Origin of the sequence: Variovorax sp. DAIF25 (genome assembly GCF_050711835.1) — a bacterium.
Lineage (GTDB): Bacteria > Pseudomonadota > Gammaproteobacteria > Burkholderiales > Burkholderiaceae_C > Variovorax.
In genome coordinates this window covers 789208-805071 of record NZ_CP136637.1, presented here as the reverse complement: position 1 = coordinate 805071, position 15864 = coordinate 789208, and the positions used below count along the sequence as shown (strand labels likewise).

The following is a 15864-nucleotide window of genomic DNA, read 5'->3' as shown; positions in this document are numbered from 1 at the left end:
CTCAAGGCGGTGGCTTGTAGCCCCGCGGCTTGCCGCGCACCATGAGTTCGCACACGGCCCAGACGATGGCCTGCCCGGTGGAGTGCGCGAGCGCGGGTTCCATGGCGGCCTCGGCCTCCGAGGGTGGGCGCACCATGCGTCGAACCACCGGTCCCTGGCTGGCACGTCCCGCGTAGCTCACGATGCTCTGGTCCGCGAGGCTTTCCCGCTGGCAATCGATCCGCGTGATCCGGACGTCGGACCCATAGGCGCGACCGTCGGCGGTCCGATGTTCCTGCCCATAGTCGAACAGCAGGCTCGCGACGACATGGCCGCCCGGCTCCCGCGCGGGGCCGTTCACGTCGAGGTAGATGTTGTCGCCATCCGGTGTCGGGTTGCCGACGCGGCGCCAATCGGTGGCGAGCGCATGGGGCGCGGTGCAGGCGCAGGCGAGGGCCAGCGCGATGTGGCGCAGCCGGGTCGGTGAATTCATCGCATCCTCCTGCGCGTCTTTTCTTCTCGGGGTTCCGCGGGGTCTGTCGCGCTCGAGCACCGGCGCTCAGCCGCCGCGCTTCACCAGCGTCATGAACTCCAGCCCCTGGACCTTGCTGGAGCGCATGTCGAACATCGACAGCACCGACTGACCGAGCAGCGGCAGGCAGTCGACGCAGGTGATGGCCTGCACGTTCTTCAGCTCGAAACGGCCGATGCGGATGGCATCGATCACGATCGCCTTGGCGACGACCCGGCGGCCGTCGGCGGTGAACATCCTCACGTTGGGATCGACGACGCGGTAGACCGCCTTCGATTGCCGCAGCGTCTCTTCCGCCAGCGACAGCCGCGTGGCGCCGGTGTCGACCATGAAGGCCATGGCCTTGGCTTCGCCGAGGTTGACCGGTGCGAAGAAGTGCCCGCCATAGGCCGGCAGGCGCAGGCCGGCGCGCTCCGGGGCCGCTGCGCCGCCGCCCTGGTCGATGGCGGTCTCGATGGCGATGCGCTGTCCCGCGAAATAGAGCGGGCTGCCGCGCGCCTGGGCCTGGCTGTCGTAGGCCTGCAGCAGCGACAGGGCTTCGTAGGGCCGGCCGGCCGCGACCAGCAGGCGCGCGAGCCTGGCGCGCACGTCCACCAGCGCGGGCTGCGCCGCCAGCGCCTTGTAGGACCACGCGATGGCTTCCTCGCCGCGGCCCAGCTTCGAGAGGCTGTCGGCATGGAAGGCGAACAGGTCGTAGGCGCCTTCGCCGAGCGCTTCCGCGCGCTCGAAGTTCTCGACCGCCTGCTGGTGCTTGCCGCGCCGGGCCTGTGCCATGCCGAGGTTGGCGAGGCCGAGGGTGTCGCCGGGCAACAGGCGCACGTAGTCCTGCCAGTTGGCTTCCTCGCAGGCCAGGTCGGCTTCGCGCGCGCAACGCCCCGCCTGGCGCCGGAAGTCCTCGGCGGTGAGGTTGTCCTTGTTGAGCCAGCGCTGCCAGTAGCCGCGGGTGGTGGCGATGCTCGCGAAGGACACGACCGCCAGCACGAGGCAGGTCCAGGCGAAGACCTTGACGCCGCGGCGCTGGCTGAAGCGGTGGTCCCAGAGCGAGTAGAGCAGCACCACGACGAGGGGCCAGAGCAGGGCGCCCAGCGCGGTGCCGATGCGGAACGCCGGGGACATGGCTTCCGAGCGTCCGAAGAACAGCGTGGTGGCCTCGAGCGCCGCCAGCGAGAGGGCGGCCAGGCCCCACAGCAGCGGACCGGCCTTGCGACCGCGCTCGCGGTCGTCGCGCAGGAAGCCCGGCTCCCAGCCGGGGGCCGCGGCTGCGATGTCTCCCGTCCACTGCGGTTCGCGCCGCGATCCCGTGTGCTCGTCCATGAGGTCCTCCCGAGGCACCGGCGTTGTGTGCGTGTTCCCGTGAGAGCGGGGGCCGGTTGCCGCAAAAATGTGTCGGAAAGTATACCTAGCCGGGGTGTCGCGGGCCTGGCATCGCGCCGGGCCCGAGCGGCCGGCGATGGCGCGATCCGCGCCGAGAATCCCCGCATGGACCTGCTCAAGACCTTCGCCCTCTTCGTCGCCACCGCGCTGGCCGAGATCGTGGGCTGCTACCTGCCCTATCTCTGGCTGCGCCAGGGCCATTCGGCCTGGCTGCTGCTGCCCGCGGCGGTCTCGCTGGCGCTGTTCGCCTGGCTGCTGACCCTGCACCCGACCGCGGCGGGCCGGGTGTACGCGGCCTACGGCGGGGTCTACATCGGCGTGGCGGTGCTGTGGCTCTGGGCGGTCGACAAGGTGCAGCCGAGCGTGACCGACTGGGTCGGCGTGGGGGTCAGCCTGCTCGGCATGTTCATCATCATGGCCGGGCCGCGGCTGGTGCGCTGACAAGGTGTGAATAAACCTGCTGCGCGCCCCGATCTCGCACCTGCGGTCCTCACCGTACAGAGTACGGCTCCGGTCCTCGGCGCGACCTCGGGGCGCTCGCTACGGTTTCTTCACACCTTGTGAGCGGCGGCAGGGACATCGGATCGGCGGTAGATTCGGCTTTCGCTATGTCGGCCGGAATATCGCGCAATCGCATTTCGTGGATGGGGCTCATACGCCGGGGCGGATCGCGCCGGCCGGATGCGCCGCGCAGAATGCCGGCCTGTCGCCTGCCGATCACCGAGGAACCCCGATGAGCCTGGATGCCGTTGTGCCCGTGGAGCCGCGCCGCGCCGCGAGCGAAAGTCCGAATCCGCCGGCAAGCGCGCTGCTGCACGTGCTCGGCGGCGTGCCGCGGCCGGCTGCGTTCGCGCGCGAGGCGCTCGAGCGCATGGCGCGCCACGACCTCGGCCCGACCCAGGTGCTGTGCTATTCGGGCCGCGCCGTGGCGCAGGTCGACAGCTACGCGGGTGCGCGGCTGGTCGACGTGCTCGATGCCTGCGGCTTTTCCGAGCGGCCGCGCTCGGAGCTCAAGCGCTGCGTGGTGGTCGCGCTCGGCGACGACGGCTACCAGGCCATCTTCAGCTGGAACGAGCTCTACAACAGCACGATCGGCGAGAAGGCGCTGGTGCTGTACGAGAAGAACGGTGGCCCGCTCGAGCCGCACCTGGGCGCGCTGTGCCTGATCTCGGCCAACGACGCGCGCCTCGGGCCGCGCCACCTGCGCGGGCTGTCGCAGATCGCCGTGAAGATGCCCTGAGCCCCGGCCTGGAGCCCGGTCGCCGGGAGCGTCGACAATAGGCCCCAAGATTCAGGACAGGAGCTCCCCCATGAAAAACGTCACCATCCCCCCCGGCATCGGCGTGCGCAACGACGGCCCCTTCGTGCTGTTCGGCGGCGTCAACGTGCTCGAGTCGAAGGACCTGGCACTGCGCACCGCCGAGGAATTCGTGCGCGTCACCGGCAAGCTCGGCATTCCCTACGTGTTCAAGGGAAGCTTCGACAAGGCCAACCGCTCGTCGATCCACTCGTACCGCGGCCCCGGCCTCGACGAGGGCCTGCGCATCCTGCAGGAGGTCAAGTCGGCCTTCGGCGTGCCGGTGCTGACCGACGTCCACGAGCCGGCCCAGGCCGCGCCGGTGGCCGAGGTGGTCGACGTGCTGCAGCTGCCGGCCTTCCTCGCGCGCCAGACCGATCTGGTGGTGGCGCTCGCCAGGACCGGCCGCGTCATCAACATCAAGAAGCCGCAGTTCCTGAGCCCGAGCCAGATGTTCAACATCGTCGAGAAGTTCAGGGAAGCGGGCAACGAGCAGATCATCCTGTGCGACCGCGGCACCTGCTTCGGCTACGACAACCTGGTGGTCGACATGCTGGGCTTCGGCGTGATGAAGAAGACCACGGGCGACCTGCCCGTGATCTTCGACGTGACCCATGCGCTGCAGCAGCGCGAGGCCGGCGCCGCCGCCTCGGGCGGCCGCCGCGAGCAGCTCGTGGACCTCGCGCGCGCCGGCATGGCGCTGGGCCTCGCGGGCCTGTTCATCGAGGCCCACCCCGATCCGGCCCAGGCCAAGTGCGATGGACCGAGCGCGCTGCCGCTGCACCAGCTCGAACCCTTGATGGCACAGCTCAAGTCGCTCGACGATCTCGTGAAATCCTTCCCGGTCCTAAGCATCTAGCTTTCTTCAGACCGTCATGCGGGGCTGCGAGCATCCCCGCATGTTCGGCCCTCTCATCTCCATCGCGCTGACGGTGGAACAGCACGACACGAGCGAGTACTACTGGGTGCTGCTCGAATCGTTCGACGGTTCGCCCGAGTACGAGCGCCTGCTCGAAGCCGCGGCGGGATTTCCCACCTACCTTGATGCGCTCCAGGCCGGCTTTGCCGTGCTCAAGGGCCTGTCGGAAGACCTCGCGGTCGGTCCGCGCGACGAGAGGCGGGCGCGGTATTTCTAGCGTTCAGCGCCGGACGTAGCGCGTGGCCGTGAGCGCCTCGGAGACTCCCGAGGTCTTGTGGTCGACATAGCCGCGCTCGCGCAGCGCCTGCCGGATCGCGCCGTCGCCGATCGAGGCGCCGCGCCCCTTGGGATGGACGATCCAGAGCCCGGGGCAGGGCAGCGCGGCATGCGCCTCGAGCGTGGCCGCGAGCTCGGCGTCGCTGCGGACCACGGCCACGACCGAATGCGCGGCCGCCGCGTCGTCGGTGCGCGCGCCGCGCAGCGCTTCGGTCAGCGCCGCATCGTCGACGCGGCCGAGCACGAACGCGGGCTGCGCCGGTCCCACGCCGAGCTTGGACGCGAGCGAGGGCGGCGGCGTGGCGATCTTCGTGGCCCAGCGCTGGCTCTCGGTGTCGCCGAGCGCCAGCGCGACCGCTTCGCCGTTCGCCTCGAAGCGCAGTTCGCCGGCCGTGGCCTGCACCTGCGCCAAGGCCGCGATCGCATAGCGGCGCTTGATGGCGCCGCGCAGGATCAGCTCGGTCGATTCGAGCAGGGCCTTGACCTCGGCCGATTCGTCGCCGACGCGCGCGTGGCAGGTCGCTTCACGTCCCATGTTCTGTCTCCATCCTCGTCTCCTGCGGTGGTGGGCGACGCATTATCCGGATGCGGGCCCGGGAGGCCGTGGGCATTTTCGAGAGGACAATCGCGGGAGCTCCCCCGACACCACCCCACGACCATGCCCCGCCTCGACGACCCCCTCCACGACGCCGAAATCGGCTCCCGCGACAGCACGCTCGACACCACCCGGATCGACGACGTGCGCATCGGCGCCGTGCGCCCGCTCATGACCCCCGCGCTGCTGCAGGAGCGCGTGCCCGTGCGCGACAACACCCTGGCGCTGGTCGAGGGTGCCCGCGCCGCGATCGCCGACGTGCTGCACGGCCGCGACGACCGGCTGGTGGTGGTGGTCGGCCCATGCTCGATCCATGACCACGACCAGGCCATCGAATACGCGCAGCGCCTCAAGAAGGTGGCCGATTCGCTGCAGGACGACCTGCTGATCGTGATGCGCGCCTACTTCGAGAAGCCGCGCACCACCGTGGGCTGGAAGGGCTACATCAACGACCCGCACCTGGACGGCAGCTTCGCCATCAACGAGGGCCTGGAGCGCGCGCGGCGCCTGCTGCTCGAGCTGACCACGCTGGGCCTGCCGACCGGCACCGAGTTCCTCGACCTGCTGAGCCCGCAGTTCATCGCCGACCTGATCGCCTGGGGCGCCATCGGCGCGCGCACCACCGAGAGCCAGAGCCACCGGCAACTGGCCTCGGGCCTGAGCTGCCCCGTCGGTTTCAAGAACGGCACCGACGGCAGCGTCAAGGTCGCGGCCGACGCCATCCTCGCGGCCCGCGCGCCGCATGCCTTCATGGGCATGACCAAGATGGGCATGGCGGCGATCTTCGAAACCCGCGGCAACGACGACTGCCACGTGATCCTGCGCGGCGGCAAGGCGCCCAACTATTCGGCCGCGGACGTCGAGTCCAGCTGCCAGGCGCTACTGGCGAACGGCCTGCGGCCACAGGTCATGATCGACGTCTCGCACGGCAACAGCAGCAAGCAGCACCAGCGCCAGATCGTGGTGGCCGAGGACGTCGCGGCACAGATCGCGGGCGGCGAGCGGCGCATCACCGGCCTCATGATCGAGAGCCACCTCGAGGAAGGGCGGCAGGACCTCAAGCCCGGCGTGGCGCTCAAGCACGGCGTGTCGATCACCGATGCCTGCATCGGCTTCGCGCAGACGGTGCCGGTGCTCGAGGGGCTGGCTTCGGCGGTGAAGGCGCGGCGGCGGCTGGCGAAGGGCTGAGGGGAACCGGGCGCGTTGCCTGCCTGCAGTCTCGTTCGCACCTTGCATCCAGAAAACCGCGGGAGAAACCGTGCGCTTCGTCTTCGTCTGCCTGCTCGCCCTGCTGAGCGCCTGTCACAGCGCGCCGCGGGTCGAAGCGAGAAACTTCGAACTGAACCTGGCCGAGAACTGGATCGATACCGAGGTGCGTGGCGAGGGCGTGTGGAGCTTCATCTCGAAGGAGCCGCTGGCGTCTCTGGTGATTTCCGAGCACCTGGTCTCCGTGCGCGAGGGGCAGATCTACGCGGTCGCGGCCGGCGTGGTCCGCGAGCGGAAAAAGCTCGAACGCCAGGTGAGGGGCGGCCGCACGATCCATTTTCTCGACGACTCCGTCCGGATGAACGAGGACGAGACATCGGCGGAAATCTCCTATCTCGGTCGCATCGAGGGGAGCGATGAATACATCCACTACATCGCGTATGTGTCCCGCTTCCGCATTCATGGTTTCTGGGTGTCGGTGGAGACGTCCGACCCGCAGGCCGCCACGGCCGTTCTCGCGACGGTGTTGAAAGGCTTGAAGAGCAAGCCGTTCTAGGCAGGGAGCGCCGCCTCGACCGGTCGAGGCGGCATGCCATGATCCGCCACGAAGAAGGGGGGCTTCATGGAACGTCTAGAGGGAATCCGGATGGATCGACGACAACTGCTCATCGGCATCGCCGCGCTGCCTGTCGTCGCATGGGCGGCGCCACAGGGGGAATACGCCTTCGTGGACGCGAAGTCGCTGGCGCGTGTCGGCGAACCGCGGCGTGTGAAGCTGGCCGAATCGATCGCATGGTCCCGATCGAGCAAGAACACCGAGTACGGCCTGCTCGCGGGGGACTACGAGTACCTCGCCGACTTCGACGGCGGACGGCTGTTCTTCGGCAGCGACGCGTCCACCTACATGCGATCGCCCCGTGGCGAATACTTGCTGGCGCCCGGCGGACTGTGGCTCGGCAACGGGGCCGCGCGGTCGCGCTTCCTCATCGTTCAGCGCGCCGATACCTTGCGCCGGGGTTCGAGCCTGGCGGCGGTGCAGGAGGCCACGCCGGGTTCGCCATGGCTTCCGCCTGGCCTGGCGCTGCTCGATGCCCTGACGCAATGGGCCAGCGAGGGCGTGGTCATGCTGCTGCCCGAGATCGAGGACGCCAAGGTGGAGGCGTCGCTTCGCGCGGCCTTCGAATCCTGACCTCGGGGCCTGCGATTTCGATCGAAGCCTGGGCCTAGTTCGATGACGCCAGCTCGACCGCGTCGGCCCGCTTGCCCCCGGCCACGGCGCCCTTCGAGAACGCATGGCTGCCAAGCCCCCGCGCGGTGACCAGATGCGCGGCCCCGCCCTGCCCATTCACATCGACCAGGAACTCCGAGCTGAGCACCGGCGCGCCGCAGAAATCGAAGATGCCATGGTCGATCTGCGTGCGCATCGCCTTGTCGTAGCCGTGCCTCGCATAGGTGCCGCCGTCCGCGCCGCCGATGCCGATCAGGTGGATCGGGAGGTGGCCGAGCCGCTTGCCGAGCGAGCCGTCGGGCCGCTCGTCGTAGGCCCAGCCGTTGGAGAACACGCGGTCGATCCAGCCCTTGAGCTGGCCCGGGAACGACCACCAGTAGACGGGATAGACGAGCACCAGCGCGTCGGCGCGGTCGATGCGTTGCTGCTCGCGCAGCACGTCGGCCGGCAGCGGCGCCTGCAGCAGGTAGGCGGTGGCGTCGGCCTGGCTGAAGGCCGGCTGGAAGCCCTCCGCGGCGAGGTCGGCGATCTCGGTGCTGTGCTCGCCGGAGGCCTCGACGCCCTCGGCGAACGAGCGCGCGACGGCGTGCGTGAGCGACTGCGGGGAGGGATGACTGACGACGATGAGGGCATGCATGAAGGTGGTTCCTTTGAGGCTGGGTGTAAACTACCTTTAGTAGTCTACGCTTCGTAGGTTACCTTTGGTAGTTTAAGGATGTCAAGCAACCCGACGAAACCGGCCGTGCAAGTCGCGGCGAAGAAGCGCCTGCCCAAGGAGGAACGCAACCGCCAGTTGCTGGACGTGGCGTGGTCCATCGTGCGCGGCGAGGGCACCGACGCGCTCACGCTGGGCTACCTGGCCGAGCGCGCGGGCGTGACCAAGCCCGTGGTCTACGACCATTTCGGCACGCGCACCGGGCTGCTCGGGGTGCTCTACGAGGAGTACGACGGCCGGCAGCACGCACTGATGGACGAGGCCCTGCGGGTCGCGGCCCGGTCGCTGCCGGCCGTGGCCAAGGTGATCGCCGCCACCTACCTGAACTGCGTGATGGAGATGGGCCGCGAGATGCCCGGCGTGAGCGCCGCGCTGGCCGGCTCGCCCGAGCTCGATGCGCTCAAGAAGGAGCACGAGGCGCTGTTCCTCGCCAAGTGCCGCGATGCGCTGCAGCCCTTTGCCAAGCAGCCGCTCGCGTTGGCGGGCATGCGTGCGATGCTGGGCACGGCCGAGGCCGTCTCGTTCGCGGCGGCCGCGGGAGAGATCGAGCCGGCGGATGCGGAGCACGAGATCTACGACGCCATCGTGCGGATCGCACGCAGGACCTGAGCCGCTCGCGCCGGCGCCCGCTCAGTCCTCTTCGAACACCGACGAGGCCTCGAGCCAGAAGCCCCCGATCATCCCGACCGTGAGGGCCCCGATGGCGCACCACAGGCTCAGGAAGGTGTGGATGTTGTAGTGCCCGGGACGCTGCGCCAGCGCGGCCGACAGCTCGGGCTCGACGATCCCGCCGAGGCCGCGCGCGGCCGCGAAGTCGAAGCCGGCCGCGCCGAGGAAATGGACCGCCACCAGCAGCGGCAGCATCGTGATGAACGGCAGCCAGGCACCGCGCACTTTGCGCCATGCCAGCAGGTAGGCGGCCAGCAGCAGCACCGCGCCCACCACGATCGTGCCCAGCACCACGGGTCGGCGGGTCAGCGGCAGCAACCAGGGCCAGAGCCATTGCAGCGGGTAGAGCGGCCATTCCGCGTTCGGCGCCAGCCCGCCCGGCCGCGCGAAGGCCTGCCAGCCCAGCGCGAGCGTGGCGCGTCCCACCAGCGCCGAGGCGCAGGCCACCGCCGCGATGCCGAGGCAGGCGATGCGCAGCGGCGAGCTGCGCGGCTGCGGCCACACATGCGGGGGCAGGGCAGGCATCGGCGGATCGCCCACGCGCCACGAGCGCGTCGTGACGATCACCGAGGCACGCGGGGTGGCCAGCTCGCCGCGCACCAGCCAGTCGGTCGCGAGCACCGCGAGCGCGAAGGCCATCGCGGCCGTGAGCCAGGCGCAGGCACCGGGCATCTCGACGAAGCCGAACGGCGTGAGCATCGGCAGCTCGCCATAGACGAGCCCGGCGCAGCCGTAGGCCAGCATGATCGGAACGCAGCAGATCAGGCCCGCGCGCGTCAGCAGCACGTCGCTGCGGGCGGGCTGGTCGCGCAGTGACTGGAGGCGCGACCATGCGCGGGTCAGGCTCATCGATCCCATCTTCGTCGGAGTGGTCGGGGCCTCGGCCGAGGCCCCTTTGGCATCGACGTTAGCACGCCGCTTCGCCGAGCCCGGCCACGAATCTAGGAGCACCCCGAGCTCGGCAGCTTGCGTACGATCAGCCGCGCCGCATCCACCGTCGTATCGCTGCGCAAGGCGCTGCCGAATGCCAAGAGGTATGCAGTGATGGCGGCCTCCACCGCTTCGCCAGGACGGCACGCCGGGAGATCCATGCGGCTGCAGAAATCCGCTGCTGCGTTCGGCATCGGGTTGTCGCGAACCATGTCCGACACATGGCTCAGGGCGAAGCGCGGCAGCGCCTGGGTCAAGGTCAACCAGCGTCGCACCACCTCGATCCGCGCGACGCGCTCGTAGGCCTCGTGGTCGGCGGGCGTCAGTTGCTCGAAGAACCGCGGGGCCAGCGTTTCGCCGGCCTGGGACACGGCGCGGAGCAAGGGCTCGTCCGCGGGTGTTTCGGCAGGCACGAGGCTGATGTTGCGCAGGCGCGCGGCCGCACCGGGAACCATCGTCTCCAGCGTCGCGTCGACTTCCGCCCGCAAACCCTGCGCGTCGGCCAGTCGCGCCACCCGTGCCAGCGGCCAGCCCCAGTAGCGCCCGGAGTTGATGTCGACGATCGCGTCGCTCGCCTTGACCAGCGCGACCTCGACTTCGTGCAGCGCCAGGCCCCGTCGAATCTGCGCCGAGCCGCGCACGGCGTCCCAGGACGCGAGCTCGTTCGCATCGAACACGTGCGTCGCCAGGACCGGCAGCACGTTCCGCAGCGCCACCGAGTAGGGTTCGGGCGGCAGGTCGGTGTGACCCTCGCCCGTCATCCAGTGGAAGACCTCGGTGCTGGCCGTGACCATCGCGGGCGCGGGTCGTTCGGGAAAGCGGGGATCGAACGCCGTGCAGCGTCCCAGCAGCAGCGTGCGTCGCGCATTCTCGTGCGCGACCAGCCAGACATCGATGCCGAGCGCGATGTTCTCGAGCCAGGCGGCAGACCCGGCGAGGCCATGAGGCACCTGCACGGACAGGGCCTGTGCGCGCGAAGCATCGGGCAGCAGCGCGCCTGCGAGCAGCAGCATCGCCAAGGCCTTGCGAACGGGCGCCCGCACGATCGAGCGGCGCGCCATGGCGCCGGCCGATAACAGGGTGGCGTGCTTCTTCATCTGTCTGGGGGAGCGCATGACGACGCGCGTGTTCGTTCCGGGGGCGTCATGGCGAACGGCAATGCTCGCCAGCGACGGATCACGGCGACACGATATCGCAAGCAGCGACGCAGCCGCCGGCCTGGCGCTTCATGAAATTTTCATGACAAAGCGCAGTTCCGCCCGCCCCGGACCGTCTTGTCTTCGAGGCCAGCCCCGTCCGCGCGCCTCGACCCTGTTCGTCGGCGCATCGTGCGGCTGGGCCCACCTTGCTCCTGAAAGACCGCCATGACCGTTTCGTCCGCCAGACCCTCGCCGCGCGCCGCCGGAGCGAGCACGCGGACGTGGCGCTTCTGCGCGGCATTGGCCGTCGCGCTCGCGGGGCTGGCGTTCGGCGGGCCGTTGCAGGCGGCGATGCCATGGCCGAGCTCGGGGCTCGCGGAGCTGGTCAAGAGCTACGGGCCGGCCGTGGTCCACATCGGCGTGGAGCGGCCTTCGGCGCCGGCGCGCCGCCTCAGCGACCGCTGGCTGCTGCTGGTGCCCGGCGCGCAGCCGCAGCCCGCCGAGACCGACCAGGCCAGCCTGGGCACGGGCTTTCTCATCAGCGCCGACGGGCTGATCCTGACCAACGCGCACGTGGTGGCGCGCGGCACGCAGATCACGGTGAAGCTGCCGGACCGGCGCGAGTTCCGCGCGCGGCTGGTCGGGCTCGACGCGGTGGCCGACGTGGCCTTGCTCAAGATCGATGCGAGCGGCCTGCCCACGGTGCGCATCGGCGAGCCCTCGAGCGTGGAGCCGGGCGACGGCGTGGTGGCGATCGGTTCGCCCTACGGCTTCGGCAACTCGGTGACGGCCGGCATCGTGAGCGCGAAGGGGCGCCTGCTGCCGGGCGCGGAGTACATGCAGTTCCTGCAGACCGACGTGCCCATCAACCCCGGCAATTCGGGCGGGCCGCTGTTCAACCTGCGCGGCGAGGTGATCGGGATCAACTCGCGCATCTACAGCCGCAGCGGCGGCTACCAGGGCCTCTCGTTCGCGATTCCGATCGACGCGGCCATGCGCATCAAGGACCAGCTGCTGGCCACCGGCAAGGTCACGCGCGGGCGCATCGGCGTGTCGGTGCAGGAGGTGGGGCAGGCGCTGGCCGACACCTTCCGCCTGCCGCGCCCGGCCGGCGCGCTGGTGAACTACGTGGAGCCGCGCGGCGCGGCCGAGACCGGCGGGCTGAGGCCGGGCGACGTGATCCTGGCGGTGCAGGGCCGCGAGGTGGTGCAGGCGGCCGATGCGCTGGGCTTCATTGCCGAGCAGACGCCGGGCGACAGCGTGCGCCTGATGGTGTGGCGCGACCGCACGGAGCAGGTGCTCGAGGTGCGCGTCGACGGCTTCGAGACGCCGCCGCTGGCCACCGGCGCCGCGAGCGCGCCGTCGCGGCTGGGCTTCGCGGTGCGTCCGCTGGCGCCGGCCGAGCGGCAGCTGCTGCGCGTGGAGGGCGGCCTGCTGGTGCAGCGCGTGAACGCGGCGGCCTCGCGCGCGGGCGTGCAGCCGGGCGACCTGATCCTGGCGCTCAACGGCCAGCCGATCGACAGCGCCGAGGCGCTGGCGCAGCAGCTCGACACGGCCGACGGCACGGCGGCGCTGCTGGTGCAGCGCGCGGGCACGCGCATCTTCGTGCCGATCTGCACCCGCGCGGGCGAGCCGCGCTGCGGTTGAGGAAGGGTGGCCGCTATGGCACGAGCCGCTCGAACGCCGGCGGGTCGAAAGCCGTGATCGCCGGCACCTCGCCACGCCACAACGCCACCTCCACCCGCGCGCTCTGCGCCGCGCACCCTTGCGCCAGCTTCGAGCTGCCGACATCGGGCGTCACCACGTTCGGATTGCCGTGCTTCTCGAGGCTGCCCGGTGCCTGCGCGTCGAGCGGGTCGTACCACGCGCCGGTGGCGATCTGCGCCACGCCGGGCCGCACGTCGTCGGACAGCACGGCGCCCGCGAGGAAGGCGCCGCGCGCATTGAAGACGCGCACCACGTCGCCGGCCGCGATGCCGCGCTCGCGTGCGTCCCGCGCATTGAGCGTGATCGGTTCGCGGCCCGCGATCTTCGAGGCGCGGCTCAGCGCGCCATGGTCGTACTGGCTGTGCAGGCGCGTCGCGGGCTGGTTCGACAGCAGCTGGATCGGTCCCTCCGGCGCCTCGGGTTCGAACCAGCGGACATGGCCCGGGCAATCGTCGTAGCCGAAGCCCGCGATGCGCTCGGAGTACAGCTCGATGCGGCCCGAGGGCGTGGGCAGGGCATGCGCGATGGGGTCGGCGCGAAAGGGCGCGAGCAGCACCACCGGGTCGTTCGCCACCGCGTTCGTGCGGCCGATGTCGATGCGGCCGATCTCCCAGAAGGCGTCGAACGCAGGCAGCACCAGGCCGGCGGCCTCGGCACGCGGCCGCGAGCCTTCGTACAGATGCCGCAGCCATTCGCGCGCATCGCGGCCCTCGGTGTAGGCCGGCGCAATGTCCAGCCGCTCGGCCAGTTGCGAGAGGATGTCGTAGTCGTCGCGCGCCTGGCCCACGGGCGCGATCGCCGCATGCATCGCGACCATGAAGCGCTCGCTGCCCGCGCTGCCGATGTCGTCGCGCTCCAGCGTGGTGGTGGCTGGCAGCACGATGTCGGAATGCCGGGCCTGCGCGGTCCAGTACTGCTCGTGCGTGATCACGGTCTCGGGCCGGCGCCAGGCCTCGAGGGTGCGGTTGAGGTCCTGGTGATGGTGGAACACGTTGCCGCCGGCCCAGTACACGAGGCGGATGTCGGGGTAGTGGTGCCGGCCGCCGTTGTAGTCGAAGGGGGCGCCGGGGTTCAGCAGCATGTCGGCGATGCGCGCGACCGGAATGAAGTCGGCCACCGGGTTCACGCCCTGCGGCAGGCGCGCACCCGAGAAGCTGCCGTGGCCGCTGCCGATGTAGTTCATGCAGCCATAGCCCAGGCCGAAGCCGCCGCCCGGCAGGCCGATCTGCCCGAGCAGGGTGGCCAGGGTGACGGTCATCCAGAACGGCTGCTCGCCGTGCCGCGCGCGCTGCAGCGAGTAGGTGCAGTTCACCAGCGTGCGGCTGCGGGCCATGCGGTGCGCGAGCGTGGCGATGGCTTCGGCCGCGATGCCGCAGCGCTCGGCGGCCCAGGCCGGTGTCTTGGGCACGCCGTCGGCGCGGCCCAGGATGTAGTCGCGCACTTGGTCGAAGCCCACCGCATGGCTGCGGCAGAAGGCCTCGTCGTGCAGGCCCTCGTCGATCAGCACGAAGGCCAGGCCCAGCATCAGCGCGGTGTCGGTGCCGGGGCGCAGCGGCATCCATTCGGCATCGGGCACGGCATCGAGGTCGGCGCGCACCGGGCTGAGGTTGACGAAGCGCGTGCGGCCCGAGGCCGCCATGCGCCGCAGCGCCGGTGCCACGCCATGGTCGCTCGCGCCGCCGGGGCTGACCTGCGTGTTGCGCAGCGGCAGGCCGCCGAAGGCCACGAACAGCTCGCAGTGCTGTTCGAGCACGTCCCAGTTCGTGTGGTTCTGCAGCAGCGCGTCCATGCCGTCGACGATGTGCGGCAGCAGCACGCGGCCGGCGCCGAGGCTGTAGCTGTCCTTGCTGTGGACGTAGCCGCCGAAGGCGTTGAGGAAGCGGTGCAGCTGGCTCTGCGCATGGTGGAAGCGCCCCGCGCTCGACCAGCCGTAGCTGCCGCCGTAGATCGCCCGGTTGCCATGCGCCTGCTTCACGCGTTGCAGCTCCTGCGCCACCAGGTCGAGCGCCTCGTCCCACGGCAGCTCGACGAAGGCCTCGCGTCCGCGCCGGTCGCCGCTGCGATGCCGCGTGGCGGCATCGAGGAAACCGCGGCGCACCGCGGGGCGCCGCACGCGCGTGGGCGAATCGACCGCGCCGACCATCGAGGCACCGATGGGCGAGGGCGCCGCGTCCCATTCGGCGGGCCGCATGGCCACGAGGCGGCCGTTCTCGACCACGGGGCGGTACACGCCCCAATGGGTGGATGTCAGCGGCATGGGCCGGAACTCCGCGCGGGCCTTACAGACGCGCGAGGTAGTCCGTGACCTTGGCCTTCTGCGGCAGGATCTTGCGCTCCGACAGCCAGTCGGAGGCCTTCTGGAATTCCTGGATGAACTTCGCGTCCTGCACGCCGCGCACGTCCCAGCGGCGCTTGAGCTTGACCAGCGTGTCGCGCACCGCGTCGCTGTAGCCGGCGTCCTGCTGGTTCAAGGTCTCGGCCTCCACGGGATGCTCGCTGATCCACTTCGCCTCGGCCGCATAGGCCGCGTTCACGGCGCGCACGATGGCCACGTTCTCCTCGGCGAACTTGCGGTGCGTGACGTAGGAGTTGAAGTCGATCAGGAAGTCGAGGTCGCGGCCCTCGAAGAAGACGTCGTGCGCCTTGTACTCGGTGCGCGCGATGTCCACGCCCGGGCTCCACATCGACCAGGCGTCGATCTTGCCCTGCGCGAAGGCCGGGCCGGCGTCGGGCGGATTGAGATAGACGAACTTGACCTTGCTGCGGTCGATGTTGTGCTTCTCGAGCGCGGCCACCAGCAGGAACTCGCCGAGGCCCGAGCGGTTGACCGCGACCGACTTGCCCACCAGGTCCTGCACCTTGTCGATGCCCGAGCCGTCCTTGGCGATGATCGCGGTGCTGCGCGGCTCGACGATGGCGAACTGCGTGAACACCAGCGGCGAGCCCGCGAGCATGGCGGCCAGCGCGGGCGTGGTGCTGCCGCCGAAGCCGAAGTCGGCGCTGCCGCCGGTCACGGCCTGCAGCGAGGGCGCATGGTTGGGGAAGGGGCCGATCCACTGCACCTTGATGCCGTCCCTGGCGAGCAGCTTCTCGAACTCGCCGCGGTTCTTCGCCAGCGCGGGCAGGCCGCCGCGGCCCCAGGTGAGGCGCACGGTGTCGGTGTTGCGCGTGGCCTTGGCCGGGCCGGCGGCCTGCGCCTGGGCCAGGCCCGTGGCCAGGGCGCCGGCGCCGACGACGGCGGTCTGCAGGAAGCTGCGGCGCGAGGCCGGGGAGAACGAGGAGGTCATGAAGGGAAGAG

The 15864-nt window shown here is 70.4% G+C and carries 17 protein-coding genes; 9 read left to right on the top strand and 8 right to left on the bottom strand.

The window, feature by feature from the left end:
* Position 1: 1 nt before the first annotated feature.
* Both R0232_RS37835 and R0232_RS37830 read right to left on the bottom strand, forming a co-directional pair.
* Complete coding sequence (locus R0232_RS37835; RefSeq protein ID WP_431514320.1) at positions 2-472, bottom strand: surface-adhesin E family protein; 471 nt, start codon at positions 470-472, stop codon at positions 2-4.
* A gap of 66 nt (positions 473-538) precedes the next feature.
* On the bottom strand, positions 539-1825 hold the full coding sequence (locus R0232_RS37830; RefSeq protein WP_431514319.1) for a retroviral-like aspartic protease family protein: 1287 nt from the start codon (positions 1823-1825) through the stop codon (positions 539-541).
* A 165-nt stretch (positions 1826-1990) separates the two neighbouring features.
* Here R0232_RS37830 and R0232_RS37825 point away from each other — a divergent pair, with 165 nt between their 5' ends.
* From R0232_RS37825 to R0232_RS37810, 4 genes are all read left to right on the top strand, one after another.
* Positions 1991-2326 carry a YnfA family protein gene (locus R0232_RS37825; protein WP_093347314.1) on the top strand — a complete coding sequence of 112 codons (336 nt, stop codon included), beginning with the start codon at positions 1991-1993 and terminating at the stop codon, positions 2324-2326.
* Positions 2327-2618: 292 nt separating this feature from the next.
* On the top strand, positions 2619-3125 hold the full coding sequence (locus tag R0232_RS37820) for a hypothetical protein (protein ID WP_093352651.1): 507 nt from the start codon (positions 2619-2621) through the stop codon (positions 3123-3125).
* Positions 3126-3195: 70 nt separating this feature from the next.
* A complete protein-coding gene (gene kdsA, locus R0232_RS37815) occupies positions 3196-4041 on the top strand; it encodes a 3-deoxy-8-phosphooctulonate synthase (protein ID WP_431514318.1) in 846 nt (281 codons plus the stop codon).
* A gap of 40 nt (positions 4042-4081) precedes the next feature.
* The gene (locus tag R0232_RS37810) at positions 4082-4318 is read left to right on the top strand and encodes a hypothetical protein (RefSeq protein WP_431514317.1); all 237 of its coding nucleotides are present in this window, start codon (positions 4082-4084) and stop codon (positions 4316-4318) included.
* A 3-nt stretch (positions 4319-4321) separates the two neighbouring features.
* Here R0232_RS37810 and R0232_RS37805 read toward each other — a convergent pair whose 3' ends face one another.
* The gene (locus R0232_RS37805) at positions 4322-4912 is read right to left on the bottom strand and encodes a hypothetical protein (RefSeq protein ID WP_431514316.1); all 591 of its coding nucleotides are present in this window, start codon (positions 4910-4912) and stop codon (positions 4322-4324) included.
* Positions 4913-5035: 123 nt separating this feature from the next.
* Between R0232_RS37805 and R0232_RS37800 the strand changes: the two genes are divergently transcribed.
* The 3 genes from R0232_RS37800 (at position 5036) to R0232_RS37790 (ending at position 7367) form a co-directional block, all read left to right on the top strand.
* Complete coding sequence (locus tag R0232_RS37800) at positions 5036-6160, top strand: 3-deoxy-7-phosphoheptulonate synthase (protein ID WP_281077600.1); 1125 nt, start codon at positions 5036-5038, stop codon at positions 6158-6160.
* A 70-nt stretch (positions 6161-6230) separates the two neighbouring features.
* The gene (locus R0232_RS37795; protein WP_431514315.1) at positions 6231-6734 is read left to right on the top strand and encodes a hypothetical protein; all 504 of its coding nucleotides are present in this window, start codon (positions 6231-6233) and stop codon (positions 6732-6734) included.
* A gap of 66 nt (positions 6735-6800) precedes the next feature.
* Complete coding sequence (locus R0232_RS37790; RefSeq protein WP_431514314.1) at positions 6801-7367, top strand: hypothetical protein; 567 nt, start codon at positions 6801-6803, stop codon at positions 7365-7367.
* Between the two features lie 34 nt (positions 7368-7401).
* Here R0232_RS37790 and R0232_RS37785 read toward each other — a convergent pair whose 3' ends face one another.
* Positions 7402-8043, bottom strand: a complete 642-nt coding sequence (locus tag R0232_RS37785) for an NAD(P)H-dependent oxidoreductase (protein ID WP_431514313.1) — start codon at positions 8041-8043, stop codon at positions 7402-7404.
* Positions 8044-8121: 78 nt separating this feature from the next.
* On the opposite strand from R0232_RS37785, the gene R0232_RS37780 reads away from it, so the two are divergent.
* A complete protein-coding gene (locus tag R0232_RS37780) occupies positions 8122-8730 on the top strand; it encodes a TetR/AcrR family transcriptional regulator (RefSeq protein WP_296785780.1) in 609 nt (202 codons plus the stop codon).
* Positions 8731-8751: 21 nt separating this feature from the next.
* Here the strand turns inward: R0232_RS37780 and R0232_RS37775 are convergent, their stop codons facing one another.
* Positions 8752-9639: a hypothetical protein gene (locus tag R0232_RS37775; protein WP_431514312.1), complete on the bottom strand. Its 888-nt coding sequence runs from the start codon at positions 9637-9639 to the stop codon at positions 8752-8754.
* A 92-nt stretch (positions 9640-9731) separates the two neighbouring features.
* Entirely contained in the window at positions 9732-10817 is a 1086-nt protein-coding gene (locus R0232_RS37770) for a hypothetical protein (RefSeq protein ID WP_431514311.1), read from the bottom strand.
* Between the two features lie 267 nt (positions 10818-11084).
* Here R0232_RS37770 and R0232_RS37765 point away from each other — a divergent pair, with 267 nt between their 5' ends.
* A complete protein-coding gene (locus R0232_RS37765; protein ID WP_256222928.1) occupies positions 11085-12506 on the top strand; it encodes a trypsin-like peptidase domain-containing protein in 1422 nt (473 codons plus the stop codon).
* A gap of 13 nt (positions 12507-12519) precedes the next feature.
* On the opposite strand, the gene R0232_RS37760 is transcribed toward R0232_RS37765, so the two are convergent.
* On the bottom strand, positions 12520-14823 hold the full coding sequence (locus tag R0232_RS37760) for a molybdopterin guanine dinucleotide-containing S/N-oxide reductase (protein WP_431514310.1): 2304 nt from the start codon (positions 14821-14823) through the stop codon (positions 12520-12522).
* 22 nt (positions 14824-14845) lie between these two features.
* Positions 14846-15853, bottom strand: coding sequence for an ABC transporter substrate-binding protein (locus R0232_RS37755; RefSeq protein WP_431514309.1), 1008 nt, complete (start codon positions 15851-15853; stop codon positions 14846-14848).
* Positions 15854-15864 lie beyond the last annotated feature (11 nt).

Bases quoted from the DNA above. Each gene is read 5' to 3' on its own strand.
- R0232_RS37835 (WP_431514320.1), bottom strand. From the start codon at position 472: ATGAATTCACCGACCCGGCTGCGCCACATCGCGCTGGCCCTCGCCTGC.
- R0232_RS37830 (WP_431514319.1), bottom strand. From the start codon at position 1,825: ATGGACGAGCACACGGGATCGCGGCGCGAACCGCAGTGGACGGGAGAC.
- R0232_RS37825 (WP_093347314.1), top strand. From the start codon at position 1,991: ATGGACCTGCTCAAGACCTTCGCCCTCTTCGTCGCCACCGCGCTGGCC.
- R0232_RS37820 (WP_093352651.1), top strand. From the start codon at position 2,619: ATGAGCCTGGATGCCGTTGTGCCCGTGGAGCCGCGCCGCGCCGCGAGC.
- kdsA (WP_431514318.1), top strand. From the start codon at position 3,196: ATGAAAAACGTCACCATCCCCCCCGGCATCGGCGTGCGCAACGACGGC.
- R0232_RS37810 (WP_431514317.1), top strand. From the start codon at position 4,082: ATGTTCGGCCCTCTCATCTCCATCGCGCTGACGGTGGAACAGCACGAC.
- R0232_RS37805 (WP_431514316.1), bottom strand. From the start codon at position 4,912: ATGGGACGTGAAGCGACCTGCCACGCGCGCGTCGGCGACGAATCGGCC.
- R0232_RS37800 (WP_281077600.1), top strand. From the start codon at position 5,036: ATGCCCCGCCTCGACGACCCCCTCCACGACGCCGAAATCGGCTCCCGC.
- R0232_RS37790 (WP_431514314.1), top strand. From the start codon at position 6,801: ATGGAACGTCTAGAGGGAATCCGGATGGATCGACGACAACTGCTCATC.
- R0232_RS37785 (WP_431514313.1), bottom strand. From the start codon at position 8,043: ATGCATGCCCTCATCGTCGTCAGTCATCCCTCCCCGCAGTCGCTCACG.
- R0232_RS37780 (WP_296785780.1), top strand. From the start codon at position 8,122: ATGTCAAGCAACCCGACGAAACCGGCCGTGCAAGTCGCGGCGAAGAAG.
- R0232_RS37775 (WP_431514312.1), bottom strand. From the start codon at position 9,639: ATGAGCCTGACCCGCGCATGGTCGCGCCTCCAGTCACTGCGCGACCAG.
- R0232_RS37770 (WP_431514311.1), bottom strand. From the start codon at position 10,817: ATGAAGAAGCACGCCACCCTGTTATCGGCCGGCGCCATGGCGCGCCGC.
- R0232_RS37765 (WP_256222928.1), top strand. From the start codon at position 11,085: ATGACCGTTTCGTCCGCCAGACCCTCGCCGCGCGCCGCCGGAGCGAGC.
- R0232_RS37760 (WP_431514310.1), bottom strand. From the start codon at position 14,823: ATGCCGCTGACATCCACCCATTGGGGCGTGTACCGCCCCGTGGTCGAG.
- R0232_RS37755 (WP_431514309.1), bottom strand. From the start codon at position 15,853: ATGACCTCCTCGTTCTCCCCGGCCTCGCGCCGCAGCTTCCTGCAGACC.